Consider the following 22,254-nt stretch of genomic DNA (forward strand, 5'->3'; position numbering starts at 1 on the left):
TTGTTACCTCAAAAAAATCACAGTGCTCGGTCAACTCTGAATTTGCCTCGCAATACCGGGATGCTCTCTTGTAGCAGATTCACATTCCCTGTCGCCAGAATCATCCCGAAGACATTCATTAAGACGCGGCATTATAGCGGCATCACTTTGGTGAGTCGAGAACGGTTGGCGCATGTTGCTGCGGCTTTTTTCACAATTTAAGGCGATTTTTAGCCTCAAAATCGCGCCAGCGGTTCAAAACCCGGACAAAACAAAACGGCCCGCAGGCCGCTTTGACGTAATCTTTATGCAACATACTGGAAAAGCTCCTGCTGTTGCAAACTGGATTTCTTACGCGATCGTCCCCGCTCCCCGGCAGGGTGGTGAAGCGAAAATCGTATCCTGTAACCCCTTCCACTCTTTAATCGTATAAGTGTGCAGTGCTAGCGCATGAACCGTGGTTGAGAGCTCTTCCGTCAGCGTTCCGTAAATCATACGGTGACGATTGAGAAAACGCTCGCCAGCAAAACGATCGCTGACCAGCACCACTTTAAAGTGGCTCTCGGAGCCTGCCGGTACGTTATGACGATAGCTTTCGTCGACGACTTCAAGGAACACAGGTTCAAACGCCGCCCTTAACTTATCTTCAATCTGTTCACGTATCATCATGAAATTACTCCTCCGACAACGCTGAGATGTCACCCATCCCTTTAAATGTTAGCCGCTTTTACCGCTTGCATAACAACAAGACAACAAAAATTTAGCTTTCGTCTGATTTTCTCATTCAACCGTATGAAGTCATATAAGGGAAGAGTCGTTTTGTCGTCCGAATAACGGAAAAGCGTTTCAGGTGGTCAGTTTTCAGACAAGGCGATGAATTTACATGCGTTGACCACTTCCCCTTGCCGTTGGCGATGTTATGATGGCGGCAATTTTTTTCTATATATGCTTACGATTCTCTGAGAGCCTGAACATGTTAAAAAAACTCTTTTTCCCCTTAGTAGCCCTGTTTATGCTGGCTGGTTGCGCGACCCCGCCAACCACCATTGATGTTTCACCTAAGATCACGCTGCCACAGCAGGATCCAAGCCTGATGGGCGTGACCGTGAGCATTAACGGCGCTGACCAGCGTCGCGACCAGGCGCTGGCGAAAGTCACCCGCGACAACCAGGTCGTTACCCTGACCGCCTCTCGCGATCTGCGTTTCCTGCTGCAGGAAGTGCTTGAGAAGCAGATGACCTCTCGTGGTTATATGGTTGGGCCAAGCGGTGCGGTCGATCTGCAGATCATCGTCAATAACCTGTATGCCGACGTCTCTCAGGGCAACGTGCGCTATAACATCGCCACCAAAGCCGATATCGCCATCATCGCCACCGCGAAGAACGGCAATAAGATGAACAAAAACTACCGTGCAAGCTACTCTGTTGAAGGTGCGTTCCAGGCATCCAACCAGAACATTGCTAACGCGGTGAACAGCGTGCTGACCGATACCATCGCCGACATGGCGCAGGACACCAGCATTCACGAATTCATCAAGCAGAACGCACGTTAAGTCTGCCTGCTGACCCGACTCTCGGTCGGGTCAGTTTTAACGCATGTCAAATCAATACTTCCGCATTTTCCAGCAACCTAAATCAGCTATCCTGCTGATCCTTGGTTTCGCCTCCGGTTTACCCCTTGCGCTGACCTCCGGCACGCTACAGGCGTGGATGACCGTTGAAAATATCGATCTTAAAACCATCGGCTTTTTCTCGCTGGTCGGCCAGGCCTATGTCTTTAAGTTTTTATGGTCGCCAATGATGGACCGTTACACGCCGCCTTTCCTCGGCAGGCGTCGTGGCTGGCTTTTGATGACCCAGGCGATGCTGCTGCTGGCGATTGCGGCTATGGGCTTCCTTGAACCTGCTTCGCAGCTTCGCTGGATGGCCGCGCTGGCGGTAGTGATTGCCTTCTGCTCTGCATCACAGGATATCGTGTTTGATGCCTGGAAAACGGACGTCCTGTCAGCCGAAGAGCGCGGTGCCGGAGCCGCCATCAGCGTGCTGGGCTACCGCCTGGGCATGCTGGTCTCGGGGGGGCTGGCCTTATGGCTGGCGGACAGATATCTCGGCTGGCAGGGCATGTACTGGCTGATGGCTGCCCTGCTTATTCCCTGCATGATCGCTACGCTCCTCGCCCCGGAACCGAGCGATGTTATCCCCGTTCCCCGATCGCTCGAACAGGCGGTTGCTGAACCATTGCGCGACTTCTTTGGCCGCAACAATGCCTGGCTCATTCTGCTGCTGATCGTGTTGTACAAACTTGGCGACGCGTTTGCGATGAGCCTGACCACCACCTTTCTGATCCGCGGGGTGGGCTTTGATGCCGGGGAAGTGGGGGTTGTTAATAAAACGCTTGGGCTCATTGCTACCATTATCGGCGCGCTGTATGGCGGCGTGCTGATGCAACGCTTAAGCCTGTTCCGCGCCCTGCTGATCTTCGGCATCCTGCAGGGAATTTCGAACGCCGGTTACTGGCTGCTCTCCATCACGGATAAGCATATGCTCAGCATGGCGGCGGCAGTATTCTTCGAAAACCTGTGTGGTGGGATGGGTACCGCTGCGTTTGTCGCGCTGCTGATGACGCTGTGCAATAAATCTTTCTCCGCCACCCAGTTCGCCCTGCTTTCCGCGCTCTCTGCGGTGGGCCGGGTTTACGTCGGTCCTATTGCGGGCTGGTTCGTTGAAACGCACGGCTGGGCTGAGTTCTATCTTTTCTCAGTGTTTGCAGCCATTCCAGGACTACTCCTTTTATTAATATGTCGCCGTTCGCTGGAATATACCCAGCAAACCGAACACTTTATGGAAAGGGCGCTTTACCCGTCCGCTTATCGCTTCGCCTTAAGAGTATTACTGGCGGGATGCCTGGCCCTGGCGCTGTGGCTGGTTGTGCTGATCGTGAATGCCACAACCGATCTTGCCCTGCCGTTTGCCCTGCTGTTGCTGGACGTTGGCGCGCTGTTGGCGCTGATCGGTATCGTGACCGGGGCGCTTCTCGATTATCTGGCCATGCGTAAAACCCAGACGGCGTAAAATGGAAAAAACGTTATTTGCCGTTGTAATCACCCTTCGAAATTATAACGGCGAATAAATCTGTCCTGCTTAAAATAATATTTGTTGTTTCGTGCGTCTTAGAATTCCGGAAATTATTGGAAGCTGAATAAACATTATTTTTCTTAAACCGATTCAGCAAACGAAAGATTAATTTTCCGTTTTTTAATTGTCTTCTTATTGATAATTATTTGTTAATTATTTGTGTGTTTTTCACAATGGTTATACCAATTACCCCCTTTCCGCTCCTGGCAGGGCTGGATCCGTTATAAGCCCCGTGCAGCGGGACTCCCGTCTGGTAATGGTCATACTTTGCAACATGTGTGACTTATCCGGCAGAACCCGGTAACACGTTCCTGACACAGGCCTAATCATGTTTACAGTAATGTAACCTTCCCGTAAAATGCCCCCACACTTTAAACGCCACCAAGGTCCCCGTGGAATTGAGGTCGTTAAATGACACTTAGGAAATACAATAAAGGTTTGGGCTGGTTGTCGTTAATTGCAGGCACTGTATTACTCAGTGGCTGTGATTCTGCGCTTCTGGACCCCAAAGGACAGATTGGACTGGAGCAACGTTCCCTGATTCTGACGGCTTTCGGCCTGATGATGATCGTCGTTATTCCTGCCATTTTGATGGCTATTGGTTTTGCGTGGAAGTATCGTGCGAGCAATAAAGATGCGAAGTATAGCCCTAACTGGTCACACTCCAATAAAGTGGAAGCTGTGGTCTGGACGGTTCCTATCCTGATCATCCTGTTCCTTGCCGTACTGACATGGAAAACCACTCACTCGCTTGAGCCTAGCAAACCGCTGGTTCACGATGAGAAACCTATCACCATCGAAGTGGTCTCCATGGACTGGAAATGGTTCTTCATCTACCCGGAACAGGGCATTGCTACCGTGAATGAAATCGCCTTCCCGGCGAACACTCCGGTAGAGTTCAAAGTGACCTCTAACTCCGTGATGAACTCCTTCTTTATTCCGCGTCTGGGCAGCCAGATTTACGCGATGGCCGGTATGCAGACTAACCTGCACCTGATCGCCAATGAAGCAGGCACCTATGACGGTATCTCCGCCAGCTACAGTGGCCCGGGCTTCTCTGGTATGAAGTTCAAAGCCATTGCCACGCCTGACCGTGCCGCTTTCGACCAGTGGGTTGCTAAAGCGAAACAGTCTCCGAACACCATGTCTGACATGGCTGCGTTCAACAAAGTGGCAACGCCTAGCGAATACAACAAAGTGGAGTACTTCTCTAACGTGAAACCGAATTTGTTCAAAGATGTCATTGGCAAATTTATGGGACATGGCATGAGCATGGACGTGACCCAGCCTGAAGGCGAGCATAGCGCGCATGAAGGTATGGAAGGCATGGACATGAGCCACGCGGAAACCGCTCACTAAGGGGCCGAGGAAGAAAATGTTCGGAAAATTGACACTGGATGCAGTGCCGTACCATGAACCCATTATCATGGTCACGATTGCTGCAATTATCATTGGTGGCGCGGCCTTAGTTGGCCTGATCACTTACTTTGGTAAGTGGAGCTACCTGTGGAATGAGTGGCTGACCTCGGTCGACCACAAAAAACTCGGCATCATGTACTGCATCGTCGGTATCGTCATGTTAATTCGTGGCTTTGCGGATGCGATTATGATGCGTAGCCAGCAGGCGCTTGCCTCAGCTGGTGAAGCAGGCTTCCTGCCGCCGCACCACTACGATCAGATCTTTACCGCTCACGGCGTTATCATGATCTTCTTCGTGGCGATGCCGCTGGTTATCGGTCTGATGAACGTGGTCGTGCCGCTGCAAATCGGCGCGCGTGACGTTGCATACCCGTTCCTGAACAACCTGAGCTTCTGGTTCACGGTTGTTGGTGTGATCCTGGTTAACCTCTCTCTGGGCGTCGGTGAATTCGCGCAGACCGGTTGGCTGGCCTATCCGCCGCTATCGGGAATTGAATACAGTCCTGGCGTAGGTGTTGATTACTGGATTTGGGCGCTGCAGCTCTCCGGTGTCGGTACTACCCTGACCGGTATTAACTTCTTCGTGACCATCCTGAAGATGCGTGCGCCAGGTATGACGATGTTCAAGATGCCAGTATTTACCTGGGCATCTCTGTGCGCCAACGTCCTGATTATCGCGTCGTTCCCAATTCTGACCGTCACCATCGCGCTGCTGACCCTGGATCGTTATCTGGGCACCCATTTCTTTACCAACGATATGGGTGGCAACATGATGATGTACATCAACCTGATTTGGGCCTGGGGCCACCCGGAAGTGTACATCCTGGTTCTGCCGGTGTTCGGCGTGTTCTCCGAAATCGCAGCGACCTTCTCGCGTAAACGTCTGTTTGGTTACACCTCGCTGGTGTGGGCAACCGTGTGTATTACCGTTCTGTCGTTCATCGTTTGGCTGCACCACTTCTTCACCATGGGTGCGGGCGCGAACGTAAACGCCTTCTTCGGTATCACCACCATGATTATCGCAATCCCAACCGGGGTTAAGATCTTCAACTGGCTGTTCACCATGTACCAGGGCCGTATCGTGTTCCACTCAGCAATGCTGTGGACTATCGGCTTCATCGTGACCTTCTCCGTAGGCGGGATGACCGGCGTACTGCTGGCTGTTCCAGGTGCTGACTTTGTTCTGCACAACAGCCTGTTCCTGATTGCGCACTTCCACAACGTTATCATCGGCGGCGTCGTCTTCGGCTGCTTCGCTGGCGTAACCTACTGGTGGCCAAAAGCGTTCGGCTTCACGCTGAACGAAACCTGGGGTAAACGCGCGTTCTGGTTCTGGATCATCGGCTTCTTCGTTGCGTTTATGCCGCTGTACGTGCTGGGCTTCATGGGTATGACCCGTCGTCTGAGCCAGCAGATCGATCCGCAGTTCCACCCAATGCTGCTGATTGCAGCGGGCGGCGCGGCGCTGATCGCTTGCGGTATTGCATGTCAGCTGATTCAGTACTACGTCTCTATCCGTGACCGTAACCTGAACCGCGACCTGACCGGTGACCCGTGGGGTGGCCGTACGCTGGAGTGGGCAACCTCTTCTCCACCGCCGTTCTATAACTTTGCCGTTGTGCCGCACATTCATGAGCGTGACGCATTCTGGGAAATGAAAGAAAAAGGCGAAGCGTACAAACAGCCTACGCATTACGAAGAGATCCACATGCCGAAAAACAGCGGTGCGGGCATTGTTATCGCCGCCTTCGCAACGGTATTTGGTTTCGCAATGATCTGGCACATCTGGTGGCTTGCGATTGTTGGCTTCGCCGGCATCGTAATTAGCTGGATTGTGAAGAGCTTTGACGAGGACGTGGACTACTACGTACCAGTCCGTGAAGTCGAAAAACTGGAAAACCAGCATTTCGATGAGATTTCTAAAGCGGGGCTGAAAAATGGCAACTGATACTTTGACGCACTCAACTGCCCATGCGCATGACCACGCGCACCACGATACAGGGCCGACGAAAGTTTTCGGCTTCTGGATCTACCTGATGAGCGACTGCATTCTGTTCTGCTGTCTGTTCGCGACCTATGCCGTTCTGGTGAACGGCACAGCGGGCGGCCCGACCGGCAAGGACATTTTTGAACTGCCGTTCGTTCTGGTTGAAACCGCCCTGCTGTTATTCAGCTCCATCACCTACGGCATGGCGGCTATCGCCATGTACAAAAACAACAAGAGCCAGGTAGTCTCCTGGCTGGCGTTGACCTGGTTGTTTGGCGCTGGATTTATCGGGATGGAAATCTATGAATTCCATCACCTGATTATGGAAGGCTACGGCCCGGATCGCAGTGGCTTCCTGTCCGCGTTCTTCGCGCTGGTAGGGACTCACGGCCTGCACGTGACCTCTGGTCTTATCTGGATGGCAGTACTGATGTTCCAGATTTCCCGTCGCGGCCTGACCAGCACTAACCGCACCCGTATTATGTGCCTGAGCCTGTTCTGGCACTTCCTGGATGTGGTCTGGATCTGTGTGTTCTCTGTAGTGTATCTGATGGGGGCGATGTAATGAGTCATTCTAACGATCATGGCGCTTCCCACGGCAGCGTAAAAACCTACATGACAGGTTTTATCCTGTCGATCATCCTGACGGTCATTCCGTTCTGGATGGTGATGAGCGGTACGGCTTCTCACGCGGCAATCCTGGGCACCATCCTGGTTACCGCGGTAGTGCAGATTCTGGTGCATCTGGTTTGCTTCCTGCACATGAACACCAAGTCTGATGAAGGCTGGAATATGACAGCATTTATCTTTACCGTGATTATCATCGCAATCCTGGTAGTCGGATCCATCTGGATTATGTGGAACCTCAACTACAACATGATGGTTCACTAAGAGCGGCGAGTATGTTTAAGCAATACCTGCAAGTAACAAAACCAGGCATCATCTTTGGCAACCTGATCTCGGTGATCGGAGGGTTCCTGCTGGCTTCTAAGGGCAGCATCGATTACACCCTCTTTATCTACACGCTGATTGGAGTGTCACTGGTTGTTGCGTCCGGTTGTGTATTTAACAACTACATCGACATGGATATCGACAGGAAGATGGAAAGGACGAAAAATCGGGTGCTGGTAAAAGGCCTGATGTCCCCTGCCGTCTCGCTGGTGTACGCCACCTTGCTGGGTATTGCTGGCTTTATGCTGCTGTGGTTCGGCGCCAACCCTCTGGCCTGCTGGCTGGGGGTGATGGGTTTCGTGGTCTATGTGGGCGTCTATAGTCTGTATATGAAACGTCACTCCGTCTACGGTACGCTGATTGGTTCACTCTCCGGCGCTGCGCCGCCGGTGATTGGCTACTGCGCGGTCACCAACGAGTTCGACAGCGGTGCGCTTATCCTGCTGGCTATCTTTAGCCTGTGGCAGATGCCGCACTCCTATGCCATTGCGATTTTCCGCTTCAAGGATTATCAGGCAGCGAACATTCCGGTTCTGCCGGTAGTGAAAGGCATTTCCGTTGCCAAGAACCATATCACGCTCTACATTATTGCTTTTGCTGTTGCTACGCTGATGCTCTCTCTGGGCGGTTACGCCGGGTATAAATACCTGGTGGTTGCTGCGGCGGTAAGCGTCTGGTGGCTCGGTATGGCACTGCGAGGTTATAAAGTGGAAGACGACAAAGTCTGGGCGCGCAAACTGTTTGTGTTCTCGATTGTCGCTATCACCTCCCTCTCGGTGATGATGTCCGTCGATTTCATGGTGCCAGATTCACAAAATCTGCTGACCTACGTCTGGTAAGCACGACGCTGTTGTACAAAATCCCGCTCCCTTCCAGGTAGCGGGATTTTTATTTCGGATAGTTTTTTTATCACCGCCACTCTTCTTTGCCCTTTCCTATATAAATATTTAATTATTACTCATTTTGCAATTAATATAATTTATTGCTTGTGGCAAAAAACAGCATATAAAGCAGAGAATTACAACCAAACCGTTCAATCCTTATTTTAAAGTGTTAGTCTTGCGCAGTGAGCACAGCGCTCATATTGATTATTCATTTAATAAGGAAATAAAAAATGAAAGAACTTACTCCAGCGGAAATTAATTACGTCTCTGGCGGTTTCAGTCTGTTTGGCGCCGGTACAGGTTTCCTGAACTTCGTCACTAACTCCGGTCAGGGCTTTGGAAACTTCGTTGTGAAATCAGGCTTAGCCTTCGCTGAGATGGTAGTAGAAAACGCGTTAGCTTTCGGCTCTTTCGTACTTGGCGGGTCAAACTGGCAGACCTTTGTTACCACAGGTTCAAATAACTGGAATGGTTTTGTTGAAACAGCGGGAAATAGCTGGTCAAACTTTGTTAATAACGCCGCCAGCGACTGGAACACATTCCTGAACAAGGCTAACGCGTAAAACAGGCCTTACATTATGGGTAGGGTATTTATCCTACCCATATATTCCCCCGATCCCCTCGCTATTTTCTCCGATTTAATCGCACAAAACATTCATGCAATTAATATTTATTCACCATCGTTCTGTTTACCCCGGCGCCCGCTCGCACTACACTGAACGCGCTTTTTAGACAGAGGTGGTAATGAACGATTATAAAATGACGCCGGGGGAGTTACGCGCTACCTGGGGTCTGGGGACGGTTTTTTCACTGCGTATGCTCGGCATGTTTATGGTCTTGCCCGTTCTGACCACGTACGGCATGGCATTGCAGGGGGCAAGCGAAGCCTTAATTGGCATCGCTATCGGTATTTACGGCCTGGCGCAGGCGGTCTTCCAGATCCCCTTTGGCCTGCTATCCGATCGCGTCGGCCGCAAGCCGTTGATCGTCGGTGGCCTGCTGGTGTTCGTCCTCGGTAGCGTGATCGCCGCCCTCTCCCACTCCATCTGGGGCATTATTTTGGGACGCGCATTGCAGGGTTCCGGCGCTATTGCCGCCGCCGTGATGGCACTGCTCTCCGATCTGACCCGCGAGCAGAACCGTACTAAAGCGATGGCTTTTATTGGCGTCAGCTTCGGCGTAACCTTTGCCATCGCAATGGTTCTTGGTCCAGTTATCACACATGCGCTGGGATTAAACGCGCTGTTCTGGATGATCGCCGTACTGGCTACTGTCGGTATCGCCCTGACAATATGGGTGGTGCCGGACAGCAAAAATCATGTGCTGAACCGCGAGTCGGGCATGGTAAAGGGTTGCTTCAGCAAAGTGCTGGTTGAGCCGCGTCTGCTGAAGCTCAACTTTGGCATCATGTGTCTGCATATCCTGCTGATGTCCACCTTCGTCGCCCTGCCCGGCCAGCTTGCCGCAGCCGGTTTTCCTGCGGCCGAGCACTGGAAAATTTACCTGGCGACCATGCTGATCTCGTTTGTCTCCGTAGTGCCGTTTATTATCTATGCCGAAGTGAAGCGTCGCATGAAGCGCGTCTTTATCGCCTGCGTCGCCCTGCTGTTGATTGCGGAAATCGTATTGTGGGGCTCGGGCCCGCACTTCTGGGAGCTGGTTGCAGGTGTACAGCTGTTTTTCCTCGCCTTCAATCTGATGGAAGCCCTGCTGCCGTCGCTGATCAGTAAAGAGTCACCGGCAGGCTACAAAGGGACGGCGATGGGGATCTACTCCACCAGCCAGTTTATCGGCGTGGCCATCGGCGGGTCGCTGGGTGGCTGGGTTGATGGTCTGTTTGATTCACAAACCGTTTTCCTGGCGGGTGCGTTACTGGCGACGCTCTGGCTGCTGGTGGCCAGCACCATGAAAGAACCCAGGTACGTCAGCAGTCTGCGGGTAGAAATTCCGCGTGATGTGGACATTAGCAATGGCTTAAAACAGCGGCTTGAAGCGAAAGAAGGCATCAGTGAGGTATTACTGGTGCCCGAAGAGCGCAGTGTATATGTCAAAATTGACAGTAAAATAACAAACCGCTTCGAGGTTGAGCAGGCGCTGAGAGCCTGAAAAAATGCCCGGCAAAGCCGGGCATTTTCTTAGTCGCGGAAGTTCTTGAACTGGAACGGCTGGCCAAGATCGCCGCCGCGCACCAGCGCCATGACGCTCTGTAAATCGTCACGGGATTTCCCGGTCACACGAATCTCCTCGCCCTGAATCTGCGCCTGAACCTTCAGCTTGCTGTCTTTAATGAGCTTCACGATCTTCTTCTGAACCGCGCTCTCAATGCCCTGCTTCAGTTTGGCTTCAACAAACCAGGTCTTACCGCTGTGGACAAAGTCTTCCGGCACGTCAAGGGACGTGCCTTCAATGCCGCGTTTCAGCAGCTTGGCGCGCAGGATATCCAGCAGCTGATTGACCTGGAAATCAGACTCGCTCAGCACCTTAATAGTCTTATTTGCGTCGTTCAGCTCAAATGAAGCCTCAACGCCACGAAAATCAAAGCGAGACTCAACCTCGCGGCTGGCGTTATCTACGCCGTTACGTACTTCCTGAATATCAACTTCGGAAACAATATCGAAAGATGGCATCTTTTCTTCTCCCTTCACTTTTGTTGCGTTGCATAATACCCGCTACGGGGCATAACTCAACAGAAGCTTAGTTGTCGACGCTATACTAAATGCTGTAACACCTGGCGCAGTTGCAGGTGAGGAGGAACGATGAAAATTACCGTGCTCGGATGCGGGGCACTGGGACAACTTTGGCTTACCGCACTTTGCAAACATGGGCATGAAGTACAGGGCTGGCTGCGCGTGCCGCAACCCTATTGCAGTGTAAACCTGATTGAAGAAGACGGGAGTATCTTTAACGAATCGCTTATCGCTAACGATCCTGATTTTCTGTCGCAAAGCGATCTGCTGCTGGTCACCCTGAAAGCCTGGCAGGTGTCCGATGCCGTCCGGGCGCTGGCAACCACCCTACCCCGCACCTCACCAATTGTATTGCTGCACAACGGCATGGGTACCATTGAAGAGCTCAAACAGATTCACCAGCCCCTGTTGATGGCGATCACCACTCACGCTGCCCGCCGGGATGGCAATGTCATTGTCCATGTCGCCAGCGGCATGACCCATATCGGCCCTGCCAGAGCCCAGGAGGGCGACTACAGTTATCTGGCGGATCGCTTCCAGCAGGTGCTGCCGGATGTCGCCTGGCACGATAACATTCGCCCACAGATGTGGCGCAAGCTGGCGGTAAACTGCGTGATTAACCCGCTCACCGCCCTGCTGGATTGTCCGAATGGCGAGCTAAAAAATCATCCACAAACGGTAACAACACTGTGCGCCGAAGTGGCTGCCGTGGTGGAGCGGGAAGGCATTCACACCTCTGAAGAGGATATTCGCTATTACGTCGAAGAGGTCATTGAGAGCACCGCGCTGAATATCTCCTCGATGCTGCAGGATATCCGTGCCCTGCGCCATACCGAAATTGACTACATCACTGGCTACCTGCTAAAACGCGCCCGGGCGCACGGTATCAGCGTGCCGGAAAATGTCCGTCTTTATGAACAGGTTAAACGTAAGGAGAGTGAATATGAGCGCGTCGGCACTGGTATGCCTCGCCCCTGGTAGCGAAGAGACCGAAGCGGTCACCACCATCGATCTGCTGGTACGCGCCGGAATTAGCGTCACGACGGCAAGCGTTGCCAGCGACGGCAACCTGATCATCACCTGCTCGCGCGGGGTGAAGATCGTGGCTGATGCGCCACTGGTCGAAGTCGCCGATGGCGATTACGACGTCATTGTCCTGCCGGGTGGCCTGAAGGGTGCGGAGTGTTTCCGCGACAGCCCTCTTCTGGTCGAGACGGTAAGACAGTTTCATCTTTCCGGGCGAATTGTGGCAGCCATTTGCGCGGCGGCGGCCACGGTGCTGGTGCCGCATAATCTTTTCCCGATCGGGAATATGACCGGCTTCCCGACGCTAAAAGACCGCATCCCTGAAGAGCAGTGGGTGGACAAGCGTATGGTCTGGGACCCTCGCGTCAACCTGTTAACCAGCCAGGGGCCAGGTACATCGATTGATTTTGCGTTGAGGATTATTGAGCTGCTGGTCGGGCGTGAGAAAGCTTATGAAGTCGCGTCATCTCTGGTGATGGCGGCGGGAATTTATAATTATTACGAAGCGTAGAAATTGCCCGGCGGCGGAAAGTAAAAGCAAAACGGCAACCCAGGGTTGCCGTTTTTAATGTTTACGCCCTCTTCCGTGGGAGAGGGCCGGGGTGAGGGTAGCAGCGCGCACTCACGCGACCTTATAACTACGGGCGATATACCTTCACGTTGGTAAAGCCCTGTTCAAGCAGATAGAGCGCCTGCAGACGGCTCATCACCCCGCGCTCACACCACAGCAGATAGGTTTTGTTCTTGTCGAGATCGCCAAATTTGGTGCTCAGCTTGTAGAACGGCAGCGAGGCCACTTCCACCCCCTCCGGCTCAAACGGCTTCGCATCCTGCTCATCCACAGAACGGATATCCAGCAGCACGTCGTCAGGACCGAAACCGTTGACGGTTTCAACTTCCACAACCTCCTGCCCGGTCTGCTGCGCAATTTCGCGAATATCGATGTTAGAGGCTTCCGCGACCACTTTATCCAGAATAGTGAAATCGAAGTTCTCTTCTTCCGCTTCGATCTTCGCCTTCACGGCTTTAACCGTCGGACTCTTTGAGATCACACCGCAATATTCCGGCATGGTGCGGGCAAAATCTTCGGTACCGATTTCACGCGCCAGATCGATGATGTGCTCTTTATCGTGAGAGATAAGCGGACGCAGGATCAGCGTATCAGACACATTGTCGATGAGACGCAGGTTGGTCAGGGTCTGGCTGGAGACCTGGCCCAGCGCTTCGCCGGTAACCAGCGCCTGCACGCCATAACGTTCAGCAACTTTTGAGGCCGCACGCACCATCATGCGCTTCAGCACCACGCCCATCTGGCCGTCGTCCACTTTTTCGAGAATTTCGCCGACCACGGGTTCAAAGTTAATGGCGACAAAACGCACGCGGTGGGAGCTACCAAAGCGGTTCCAGAGGTAGTGTGCAACCTGACGCACGCCAATTTCATGGGCGGCGCCGCCGAGGTTAAAGAAGCAGTAGTGTACGCGGCAGCCGCGACGCATCAGCATATAGCTGGAGACACCGGAGTCGAAGCCGCCGGAGATAAGCGACAGCACATCTTCCTGAGTACCTATCGGGAAACCGCCGATCCCTTCGTAGCGACCTTTAACCAGCAGCAGACGGTCGTTTTCGATCTCCAGGTTAACGGTCACTTCCGGGTTGGTCAGGCGCACGCGCGCGGACTCAACGTGCTGATTCAGACCACCGCCCACGTAGCGTTCCACTTCAATGGAGCTAAACTCATGCTTGCCGCGACGCTTGGCGCGCACGCAGAAGGTTTTCCCCTCGATCCGATCGCGATACTGCGTCAGCACCTGCTCGAAAATGTCGTGAAGGGAAGTGAAAGGCACATCTTCCACTTCCAGAATATGGTGGATCCCAGGGATTCGGGTTAACGCATCACGAATATCCTGACGCTTGTTTTCATCTTTAGCGCGGACTTCAACGTGATCCCAGTGACGCACGACGGCAAGGTTCTCGTCGTAGTGCTTCAGAACGTTACGAATGTTCCCGGTTAAAATTTTAATAAAGCGCAAACGCACAGATTGGCTTTTGATGGTGATTTCCGGGAACAATTTAATGATAAACTTCATGGCGGCAATGTTTCTTTGGCAAGCATTAAAGCTTGTAATGGAAAAAGTACAGCGGCCCCTATACCGAAGGCTGCATCCAGGCGCGCAAGTATACCACCATCATGCGCCTCCTGTGCACATTGCGCGTTATTTGATAATTACCCTGAGTCCGATACCATATCAGGGATAAAAAACTGAGAGTCAGACATTCACTATGCCGAAGAAAAACGATGCACCTGCCAGTTTCGAAACTGCGCTGAGTGAACTGGAGCAAATCGTTACCCGTCTGGAAAGCGGCGACCTGCCGTTAGAAGAGGCGCTTAATGAATTCGAACGCGGCGTGCAGCTGGCGCGCCAGGGCCAGGTTAAGCTGCAACAGGCGGAACAGCGCGTGCAGATCCTGCTCTCCGATAACGAAGACGCTGCCACGACCCCCTTCACACCGGATGCCGAGTAGATGGATTTTTCGAATCAGCTTCAGGCGTGCGTCGAGCGTGCCAACGACGCACTGCGCCGTTTTATAGAACCGCAGCCTTTTCAGAACACTCCACTGGTTGAGGCCATGCATTATGGCGCACTGTTAGGCGGTAAACGCCTGCGTCCTTTTCTGGTGTATGCCACCGGCAGGATGTTTGGTATCAGCGCGGATACGCTGGATGCGCCAGCTGCCGCGGTCGAGTGTATCCATGCCTACTCGCTGATCCATGACGATCTGCCTGCCATGGACGATGACGACCTGCGCCGTGGTCAGCCGACCTGCCATATTAAGTTTGGCGAAGCGAACGCTATTCTGGCAGGCGATGCCCTGCAAACGCTGGCATTCTCTATCCTGAGCGATGCGCCGATGGTTGAAGTGGCGGATCGCGACCGTGTTGCGATGGTCTCCGAGCTGGCAATGGCCAGCGGGGTTGCCGGCATGTGCGGTGGTCAGGCGCTGGATCTGGAGGCGGAAGGTCATCAGGTTAATCTGGAACAGCTGGAGCGAATTCACCGCCACAAGACCGGGGCCCTGATTCGTGCAGCCGTTCGTCTGGGCGCGCTGAGCGCGGGTGAGCGAGGACGCGAAGCCCTGCCAGTTCTGGATCGCTATGCCGAAAGTATCGGTTTAGCCTTCCAGGTTCAGGATGACATTCTGGATGTCGTGGGCGATACTGCAACATTGGGTAAACGTCAGGGTGCCGATCAGCAGCTTGGCAAAAGTACCTATCCCGCCCTTCTGGGCCTTGAGCAAGCCCGACAAAAAGCCCGGGACCTGATTGACGATGCCCGCCAGTCGCTTGAACAACTGGCCGCGCAGTCACTGGACACCTCGGCACTGGAAGCGCTAGCGGACTATATAATCCAGCGTGATAAATAACGAAAACACCACGATGAGTCTCTGATGAGTTTTGATATTGCCAAATACCCGACACTGGCGTTGGTTGACTCCACCCAGGAGTTACGTCTGTTGCCGAAAGAGAGCCTGCCGAAGCTGTGCGACGAGCTGCGTCGCTATCTTCTCGACAGCGTAAGCCGCTCCAGCGGTCATTTCGCCTCCGGACTTGGCACGGTGGAACTCACCGTGGCGCTGCATTATGTCTACAACACCCCGTTCGATCAGCTGATCTGGGACGTGGGTCATCAGGCTTATCCACACAAAATTCTTACCGGCCGTCGAGATAAAATTGGCACCATTCGCCAGAAAGATGGCCTGCATCCGTTCCCCTGGCGTGGTGAAAGCGAGTATGACGTGCTGAGCGTCGGTCACTCTTCCACCTCTATCTCTGCCGGGATCGGGGTAGCCGTCGCGGCCGCCAAAGAGGGCAAACAACGCCGCACCGTCTGTGTGATTGGCGATGGCGCAATCACCGCCGGAATGGCCTTTGAGGCGATGAACCACGCGGGCGATATCAAACCGGATATGCTGGTGGTTCTTAATGACAACGAGATGTCGATCTCCGAAAACGTCGGCGCGCTGAACAACCATCTGGCCAATTTGCTCTCCGGCAAGCTGTACTCCACCCTGCGTGAAGGGGGCAAAAAAGTCTTATCAGGCGTGCCGCCAATCAAAGAGCTGCTGCGTCGCACCGAAGAGCATATCAAAGGCATGGTGGTTCCCGGCACGCTGTTTGAAGAGCTGGGCTTTAACTACATTGGCCCGGTAGATGGTCATGACGTTCTGGGCCTGGTCAGCACGCTGAAGAACATGCGCGACCTGAAGGGTCCGCAATTCCTGCACATCATGACCAAAAAAGGCCGGGGTTACGAACCGGCAGAAAAAGATCCAATCACCTTCCACGCGGTGCCGAAATTCGACCCAACCAGCGGCTGCCTGCCAAAAAGCAGCGGCGGGATGCCGAGCTACTCAAAAATCTTCGGTGACTGGCTGTGTGAAACCGCCGCCAAAGACAGCAAGCTGATGGCCGTGACCCCGGCGATGCGCGAAGGCTCCGGCATGGTCGAATTTTCCAGAAAATACCCGACCCAGTATTTTGATGTCGCCATCGCCGAGCAGCACGCGGTGACCTTTGCCGCAGGTCTGGCAATTGGCGGCTACAAGCCGGTAGTGGCGATCTACTCCACCTTCCTGCAACGTGCCTATGACCAGGTGATCCACGACGTCGCGATCCAGAAATTACCGGTTCTGTTCGCCATTGACCGTGCAGGTATTGTCGGTGCTGACGGGCAGACGCATCAGGGGGCTTTCGACCTCTCCTATCTGCGCTGTATTCCGGACATGGTGGTGATGACACCGAGCGACGAAAACGAGTGCCGCCAGATGCTGTTCACCGGTTATCACTACCAGGAGGGGCCCTCCGCCGTGCGTTACCCTCGCGGTAATGCCGTGGGCGTAACCCTGGAGCCGCTGGAAAAAATGCCGATTGGCAAAGGCGTGGTCAAACGCCGCGGCGAAAAGCTGGCGATCCTCAACTTTGGTACCCTGATGCCGGAAGCGGCCAAAGTGGCAGAATCCCTCAACGCAACGCTGGTAGACATGCGCTTTGTGAAGCCGCTCGATGAGGCGCTGATTCTTGAGATGGCTGCGCAACACGAGGCGCTGGTCACCCTGGAAGAGAACGCGATCATGGGTGGCGCAGGCAGTGGCGTCAATGAAGTACTGATGGCGAAGCGCAACGTTGTGCCTGTCCTGAATCTCGGCCTGCCGGATCACTTTATCCCACAAGGTACTCAGGACGAAGCGCGCGCTGAAATCGGTCTGGATGCTGCTGGCATCGAAGCACGCATCAACGCCTGGCTGGCATAATCCCTCCCCTTTCCGCTCCTGCTATGCTTAACGGTACGTTTTAAGTAATCAGCAGGAGTGGAACCATGCAATACAATACATTAGGAAAAACAGATCTTAAGGTTTCCCGTCTTTGCCTGGGCTGTATGACCTTTGGCGAGCCGGACCGGGGCAAGCACGCCTGGACGTTACCGGAAGAGAGCAGTCGTCCCATCATCAAACACGCCCTTGAGGGCGGCATTAATTTCTTCGATACCGCCAACAGCTATTCCGACGGCAGCAGCGAAGAGATTGTTGGCCGGGCGCTGCGCGACTTTGCCCGGCGTGACGAGGTGGTGGTCGCCACCAAGGTGTACCATCAAACAGGCAATCTGCCGGAAGGCCTTTCCCGGGGGCAGATCCTCCGCTCCATTGATGACAGCCTGCAACGCCTGAATATGGATTATGTCGATCTGCTGCAAATCCACCGCTGGGACTACAACACGCCCATTGAAGAGACGCTGGAAGCGCTGAATGACGTGGTTAAAGCGGGGAAAGCGCGCTACATCGGCGCTTCGTCGATGCATGCCGCACAGTTTGCCGAAGCGCTGGCATTACAGGAACAACACGGCTGGGCGCCGTTTGTCACCATGCAGGATCACTACAACCTTATTTACCGTGAAGAAGAGCGCGAGATGCTGCCTCTGTGCTACCAGCACGGCGTGGCGGTGATCCCCTGGAGCCCGCTGGCGCGCGGGCGTTTAACCCGTCCGTGGGGTGAAACTACCGCCCGTTCGGTGTCGGACGAGTTTGGCAAAACGCTGTATGACGAAACCGAAGCCAATAACGCGCAAATCGCCGAGCGTTTAACGGGGGTTGCCGAAGATCTGGGAGTGACGCGCGCCCAGGTGGCACTGGCGTGGGTACTGAGCAAACGGGGTGTGGCCGCCCCCATTATCGGTGCCTCGCGCGAAGAGCAGCTGGACGAGCTAATAAACGCCGTGGATATCACCCTGACGCCGGAGCAGATTGCCGAGCTGGAGACGCCGTACAAACAGCATCCGGTTGTTGGGTTCAAATAAAAAAGCCGGGCGGCGGCTTCGCCTTACCCGGCCTACAAAGCGTGAGGCCTGATGCCCTCACCCCGCTCCTCTTCCACGGGGAAAGGGCGCAAACACTAAAAACGGCAACTGAGGTTGCCGTTTTGCTTTTATGCGAAGTGATCGTACCCTTTCCAGTCGAGCGTTACCGGCTCGCCGTTCTGTACAAACTGCAGCCCTTCGCTTTCCGGCATGATCTGTCCGATGCAGGTGTACCGTGCCCCCAGATTGGCTAACGCCACATCCAGGGTTCCGCGATTGAGCTCGGGAACGGTAAAGCACAGTTCATAATCTTCGCCGCCGGAGAGCGCCCAGCGTAAAGCCTGCTCTGGCTCCACATGCCTGCGCATCGCTTCTGAGAGCGGGAATTCGTTCAGATCGATTCGTGCACCCACGCCGCTGGCCTTGAGGATATGCCCAAGATCGGAGATCAGGCCATCCGACAGATCGATGGCGGCACTGGCGCGATCGCGCAGCGCTTGCCCCTGCAGAATACGTGGCGTCGGGCGCAGATGACGTTGCAGGAAATACGCCGCATCATCGGCATTTTCCACCACCAGGCGCTTCTGCAAAATAGCCAGCCCTGCCGCGCTGTCACCCGGCGTGCCGCTGACGTAGATCCAGTCACCCGGCTTCGCACCAGAGCGTTTCAGCGCGCGGCCTGTTGGCACATAGCCGTGGATCGCCAGCGTCATCGACAGTGGCCCGGCGGTGGTATCGCCGCCGATCAGCTGCATATCGTAATAATTAAGCTGTTCAAACAGCGCGTCGCTGAAGGTTTCAAGCCAGCTTTCATCGACCTTCGGCAGGGTCAGCGCCAGGGTTAACCACGCCGGATCTGCCCCCATCGCCGCCAGATCGCTCAGGTTCACCGCCAGCGCTTTAAACGCCAGATCGGCAGGATCGATATCCGGCAGAAAATGGTTACCACACACCAGGGTGTCGGTACTGATCGCCAGCGTCTGTTTATCGGGGATATTAAGAAGTGCACAGTCGTCGCCGATGCCGGTTTCCACATCGCGACGCGAGCTTCTGACTCGGTCAAAATAACGGGCAATCAGGGAAAATTCGCCGCATGCCATACGTTATGCCTCAGCAAAGAAAATAAAAAAACCGGAGCCCGCACCGCCATGAGGCAGTACGAAACTCCGGCTTACGGATCACTTTTTACGGGGACGGATCGCAGGTGCAGCTTTATCCAGTACGCCATTCACAAATTTGTGGCTGTCTTCAGCGCCGAAGGTTTTCGCCAGTTCGATCGCTTCGTTGATGGCCACTTTGTACGGCACATCGTCACGTTTAGAGAGCTCAAACAGTGCGATACGCAGCACCGCTTTTTCAACCTGGCCCAGCTCTTCGAGCAGACGGGACAGGTACGGCTTCATCAGGCCATCGAGATACGCGCTATTAGTCGCCACTCCCGACAGCAGTTCACGGAAGTACACGACGTCAACGTCTTTGACGTCTTGTTCCGCCAGGAACTGGTATTCAACATCAGCGATGTCGTTCTGGGACAACTGCCAGGAGTAAAGTGCCTGAACGGCACATTCACGGGCGCGGCGACGAGCAGCAGGTTTCACGGAATTCCCCTTACAAAAAAATCAGGCCTTGATGGCTTTCAATACGTTGATCATTTCAAGCGCGGTCAGTGCAGCTTCTGCACCTTTGTTACCGGCTTTGGTGCCAGCACGTTCGATGGCTTGTTCAATACTTTCAGTGGTGAGTACGCCGAAAGCGACAGGAATTTCTGCATCCTGCGCCACGTGCGCCAGACCGTTGCTTGCACCACCCGCAACATATTCAAAGTGCGCGGTACCGCCACGAATCACCGTACCCAGCGCGATTACCGCATCATATTTGCCGGTTTTCGCCAGTGCGCCTGCTGCCAGTGGCAGTTCGTAAGCACCCGGAACCCAGACAACGGTAATATTTTCGTCTTTCACCTGGCCGATACGTTTCAGGGCGTCGATCGCACCCTCCAGCAGGCTATCGTTGATGAAGTTGTTGAAACGCGCAATGGTGATGGCGACGCGAGCGTCCGGGGTAGCAACGGCTGCTTCAATAATGTTCATACTCTTCCTTAACGGGTTCATTTGGTGGCCCCGCAGGGGGGCGGATTTTATCATAATATTTTGCGCACTGCTTCCCTATTTAGGCAAGCCTTACGCGGTGGTCAGGTGAAGGCACACATCCGGCCCAACCGGACGTATCTCGCTGAAGCTAAATGCCGGTGCATCTGCCAGTTTTTCCAGCCCTGGCAGTGCGCATAAGCCGCGTGCGTCGCTGCCTAACAGTTTAGGCGCCAGGTAGACAATCAGCTCATCGACCAGCCCGGCCTGCAACAGCGCACCGGCAAGCGTCGGACCCGCTTCAACCCAGATGCTGTTGATCTGCTGTTTGCCCAGCAGCATCATCAGCACCACTAAATCAAGATGCCCATTGTGCTCTGGCACCAGAATGCTGCGCACAGCTTCCGGCCAGCTGCGGTCATCTTCCTGTGTGCGGGCAAACCATGTCTCGCCTGGCTGTTGCACGAGGCGGTGCTCAGGGGTGACCAGGTTCTGTCGGTCGACCACAATCCGCAGCGGCTGGCGTAAATTTTCCTCGGGATAAAGCGCCTGAGTCTCGGCGTTCAGCTCATCCCAGCGCACGGTAAGGGCAGGATCGTCGGCCAGCACGGTGGCATGACTGGTGAGAATAGCATGGCTTTGCGCACGCAGACGTTGCACATCGCGCCTTGCCTGTGCGGAGGTGATCCACTGGCTTTCACCGCTGGCCATGGCCGTGCGACCATCCAGCGATGCGCCAAGTTTCAGCTGCACATAAGGAAAACCGGTACGCATCCGTTTAAGGAAGCCTTTGTTAAGGCGCTCGGCTTCACTCATCATCAGCCCGTGGCTGACTTCAATACCCGCCTGCTGCAGGCGGTACAGACCACGCCCGGCAACCTGAGGGTTAGGATCCTGCATCGCCGCCACGACCCTTGAAACACCCGCAGCGATAAGGGCATCGCAGCAGGGCGGAGTGCGGCCATGGTGGCTGCAGGGCTCAAGCGTAACGTAGGCGGTTGCGCCACGCGCCTTCTCCCCGGCCATGCTCAGGGCGTGTACTTCGGCATGCGGCTCGCCGGCACGATAGTGAAAACCTTCTCCGACGATCTCGCCATCTTTAACAATGACGCAGCCGACGTTGGGGTTGGGATGGGTAGTAAAACGACCGCGTTGCGCCAGCTTCAGCGCTCGCGCCATGTAAATCTCATCCTGCATGCGCTTAATCCTGTAGGCGGGCGATCTCTTCGCCGAACTCTTTGATATCTTCGAAACTGCGGTATACAGAGGCAAAGCGGATATAGGCAACTTTATCGAGCTTTTTGAGCTGCTCCATCACCAGGTTGCCGATCATTTTACTCGGCACTTCGCGCTCCCCGGTGGCGCGCAGCTGGGTTTTGATGTGGTTAAGCGCCATTTCAACGTCATCTGCGCTCACTGGCCGTTTTTCCAGTGCCTTGAGCATCCCGCTGCGCAGCTTTTCTTCATTGAATGGTTCGCGGATGTCGTTACTTTTCACCACGCGCGGCATCACCAGTTCCGCCACTTCAAAGGTCGTGAAACGTTCGTTACACACCAGGCACTGCCGACGGCGGCGCACGGACGAGCCCTCTCCCACGAGTCGGGAGTCGATTACTTTGGTATCCACGGCGAGACAGAATGGGCAATGCATACGGTGTCCTGACTATCGGGTTGACTGAACTCTATTTTACCCCGAACTGGCCTCACAACAAAGAAAGAGCGTTTTTGAGATAAAGGATCTATACGAACG

23 protein-coding genes are annotated in these 22,254 nt (G+C 54.3%); 15 read left to right on the forward strand and 8 right to left on the reverse strand.

Translation table 11 applies throughout. The annotated features are described in order from the left end of the window. Nucleotides 1-330: 330 nt before the first annotated feature. Entirely contained in the window at nucleotides 331-648 is a 318-nt protein-coding gene (bolA, locus tag MXM41_RS16575; RefSeq protein WP_039032378.1) for a transcriptional regulator BolA, read from the reverse strand. 304 nt (nucleotides 649-952) lie between these two features. Between bolA and MXM41_RS16580 the strand changes: the two genes are divergently transcribed. The 9 genes from MXM41_RS16580 to MXM41_RS16620 all read left to right on the forward strand — a co-directional run bounded on the left by MXM41_RS16580 (nucleotide 953) and on the right by MXM41_RS16620 (nucleotide 10,460). Continuing rightward, the gene (locus MXM41_RS16580; RefSeq protein WP_325933153.1) at nucleotides 953-1,531 is read left to right on the forward strand and encodes a lipoprotein; all 579 of its coding nucleotides are present in this window, start codon (nucleotides 953-955) and stop codon (nucleotides 1,529-1,531) included. Nucleotides 1,532-1,574: 43 nt separating this feature from the next. After that, nucleotides 1,575-3,050: a muropeptide MFS transporter AmpG gene (gene ampG / locus MXM41_RS16585; protein WP_325933154.1), complete on the forward strand. Its 1,476-nt coding sequence runs from the start codon at nucleotides 1,575-1,577 to the stop codon at nucleotides 3,048-3,050. 474 nt (nucleotides 3,051-3,524) lie between these two features. After that, nucleotides 3,525-4,472 (forward strand): cytochrome o ubiquinol oxidase subunit II, encoded by a 948-nt coding sequence (cyoA, locus tag MXM41_RS16590; RefSeq protein WP_325933155.1) that lies wholly within the window; start codon nucleotides 3,525-3,527, stop codon nucleotides 4,470-4,472. 16 nt (nucleotides 4,473-4,488) lie between these two features. Beyond that, the gene (cyoB, locus tag MXM41_RS16595; RefSeq protein ID WP_325933156.1) at nucleotides 4,489-6,480 is read left to right on the forward strand and encodes a cytochrome o ubiquinol oxidase subunit I; all 1,992 of its coding nucleotides are present in this window, start codon (nucleotides 4,489-4,491) and stop codon (nucleotides 6,478-6,480) included. Continuing rightward, nucleotides 6,470-7,084: a cytochrome o ubiquinol oxidase subunit III gene (locus tag MXM41_RS16600; protein ID WP_325933157.1), complete on the forward strand. Its 615-nt coding sequence runs from the start codon at nucleotides 6,470-6,472 to the stop codon at nucleotides 7,082-7,084. Before cyoB ends, MXM41_RS16600 begins: the two co-directional genes overlap by 11 nt. Further along, a complete protein-coding gene (locus MXM41_RS16605; protein ID WP_103178475.1) occupies nucleotides 7,084-7,410 on the forward strand; it encodes a cytochrome o ubiquinol oxidase subunit IV in 327 nt (108 codons plus the stop codon). The genes MXM41_RS16600 and MXM41_RS16605 overlap by 1 nt, the downstream gene beginning before the upstream one ends. 11 nt (nucleotides 7,411-7,421) lie before the next feature. Next, a complete protein-coding gene (gene cyoE / locus MXM41_RS16610; protein ID WP_325933158.1) occupies nucleotides 7,422-8,309 on the forward strand; it encodes a heme o synthase in 888 nt (295 codons plus the stop codon). Between the two features lie 275 nt (nucleotides 8,310-8,584). Then, on the forward strand, nucleotides 8,585-8,917 hold the full coding sequence (locus MXM41_RS16615) for a hypothetical protein (protein WP_325933159.1): 333 nt from the start codon (nucleotides 8,585-8,587) through the stop codon (nucleotides 8,915-8,917). A 181-nt stretch (nucleotides 8,918-9,098) separates the two neighbouring features. Continuing rightward, nucleotides 9,099-10,460 carry an MFS transporter gene (locus MXM41_RS16620; protein WP_325933160.1) on the forward strand — a complete coding sequence of 454 codons (1,362 nt, stop codon included), beginning with the start codon at nucleotides 9,099-9,101 and terminating at the stop codon, nucleotides 10,458-10,460. Nucleotides 10,461-10,489: 29 nt separating this feature from the next. Here MXM41_RS16620 and MXM41_RS16625 read toward each other — a convergent pair whose 3' ends face one another. Further along, nucleotides 10,490-10,981 carry a YajQ family cyclic di-GMP-binding protein gene (locus MXM41_RS16625; RefSeq protein ID WP_103178471.1) on the reverse strand — a complete coding sequence of 164 codons (492 nt, stop codon included), beginning with the start codon at nucleotides 10,979-10,981 and terminating at the stop codon, nucleotides 10,490-10,492. Between the two features lie 129 nt (nucleotides 10,982-11,110). Here MXM41_RS16625 and panE point away from each other — a divergent pair, with 129 nt between their 5' ends. Together panE and yajL are read left to right on the forward strand one after the other, a co-directional pair. After that, a complete protein-coding gene (panE, locus tag MXM41_RS16630) occupies nucleotides 11,111-12,022 on the forward strand; it encodes a 2-dehydropantoate 2-reductase (RefSeq protein WP_325933161.1) in 912 nt (303 codons plus the stop codon). Beyond that, the gene (yajL, locus tag MXM41_RS16635; RefSeq protein WP_325933163.1) at nucleotides 11,985-12,578 is read left to right on the forward strand and encodes a protein deglycase YajL; all 594 of its coding nucleotides are present in this window, start codon (nucleotides 11,985-11,987) and stop codon (nucleotides 12,576-12,578) included. Before panE ends, yajL begins: the two co-directional genes overlap by 38 nt. A gap of 127 nt (nucleotides 12,579-12,705) precedes the next feature. On the opposite strand, the gene thiI is transcribed toward yajL, so the two are convergent. After that, complete coding sequence (gene thiI / locus MXM41_RS16640) at nucleotides 12,706-14,154, reverse strand: tRNA uracil 4-sulfurtransferase ThiI (protein WP_325933164.1); 1,449 nt, start codon at nucleotides 14,152-14,154, stop codon at nucleotides 12,706-12,708. Between the two features lie 193 nt (nucleotides 14,155-14,347). Between thiI and xseB the strand changes: the two genes are divergently transcribed. The 4 genes from xseB to MXM41_RS16660 all read left to right on the forward strand — a co-directional run bounded on the left by xseB (nucleotide 14,348) and on the right by MXM41_RS16660 (nucleotide 18,417). Next, the gene (gene xseB, locus MXM41_RS16645) at nucleotides 14,348-14,590 is read left to right on the forward strand and encodes an exodeoxyribonuclease VII small subunit (RefSeq protein WP_032616819.1); all 243 of its coding nucleotides are present in this window, start codon (nucleotides 14,348-14,350) and stop codon (nucleotides 14,588-14,590) included. Then, a complete protein-coding gene (gene ispA / locus MXM41_RS16650; protein ID WP_325933165.1) occupies nucleotides 14,591-15,490 on the forward strand; it encodes a (2E,6E)-farnesyl diphosphate synthase in 900 nt (299 codons plus the stop codon). It abuts the gene before it with no gap. Nucleotides 15,491-15,514: 24 nt separating this feature from the next. Continuing rightward, entirely contained in the window at nucleotides 15,515-17,377 is a 1,863-nt protein-coding gene (gene dxs, locus MXM41_RS16655) for a 1-deoxy-D-xylulose-5-phosphate synthase (RefSeq protein WP_325933166.1), read from the forward strand. Between the two features lie 65 nt (nucleotides 17,378-17,442). Further along, nucleotides 17,443-18,417, forward strand: a complete 975-nt coding sequence (locus MXM41_RS16660) for an aldo/keto reductase (protein ID WP_325933167.1) — start codon at nucleotides 17,443-17,445, stop codon at nucleotides 18,415-18,417. A gap of 128 nt (nucleotides 18,418-18,545) precedes the next feature. On the opposite strand, the gene thiL is transcribed toward MXM41_RS16660, so the two are convergent. From thiL to nrdR, 5 genes are all read right to left on the reverse strand, one after another. Continuing rightward, on the reverse strand, nucleotides 18,546-19,517 hold the full coding sequence (gene thiL, locus MXM41_RS16665; protein ID WP_325933168.1) for a thiamine-phosphate kinase: 972 nt from the start codon (nucleotides 19,515-19,517) through the stop codon (nucleotides 18,546-18,548). Between the two features lie 78 nt (nucleotides 19,518-19,595). Continuing rightward, a complete protein-coding gene (gene nusB / locus MXM41_RS16670; RefSeq protein WP_032616814.1) occupies nucleotides 19,596-20,015 on the reverse strand; it encodes a transcription antitermination factor NusB in 420 nt (139 codons plus the stop codon). A gap of 21 nt (nucleotides 20,016-20,036) precedes the next feature. Beyond that, nucleotides 20,037-20,507, reverse strand: a complete 471-nt coding sequence (gene ribE, locus MXM41_RS16675; protein ID WP_014882758.1) for a 6,7-dimethyl-8-ribityllumazine synthase — start codon at nucleotides 20,505-20,507, stop codon at nucleotides 20,037-20,039. A gap of 90 nt (nucleotides 20,508-20,597) precedes the next feature. Continuing rightward, nucleotides 20,598-21,701 carry a bifunctional diaminohydroxyphosphoribosylaminopyrimidine deaminase/5-amino-6-(5-phosphoribosylamino)uracil reductase RibD gene (gene ribD, locus MXM41_RS16680; RefSeq protein ID WP_325933171.1) on the reverse strand — a complete coding sequence of 368 codons (1,104 nt, stop codon included), beginning with the start codon at nucleotides 21,699-21,701 and terminating at the stop codon, nucleotides 20,598-20,600. Between the two features lie 4 nt (nucleotides 21,702-21,705). Next, entirely contained in the window at nucleotides 21,706-22,155 is a 450-nt protein-coding gene (nrdR, locus tag MXM41_RS16685) for a transcriptional regulator NrdR (RefSeq protein WP_103178462.1), read from the reverse strand. Nucleotides 22,156-22,254 lie beyond the last annotated feature (99 nt).

This window comes from Leclercia adecarboxylata, assembly GCF_035787115.1.
Taxonomy (GTDB): domain Bacteria; phylum Pseudomonadota; class Gammaproteobacteria; order Enterobacterales; family Enterobacteriaceae; genus Enterobacter; species Enterobacter adecarboxylatus_E.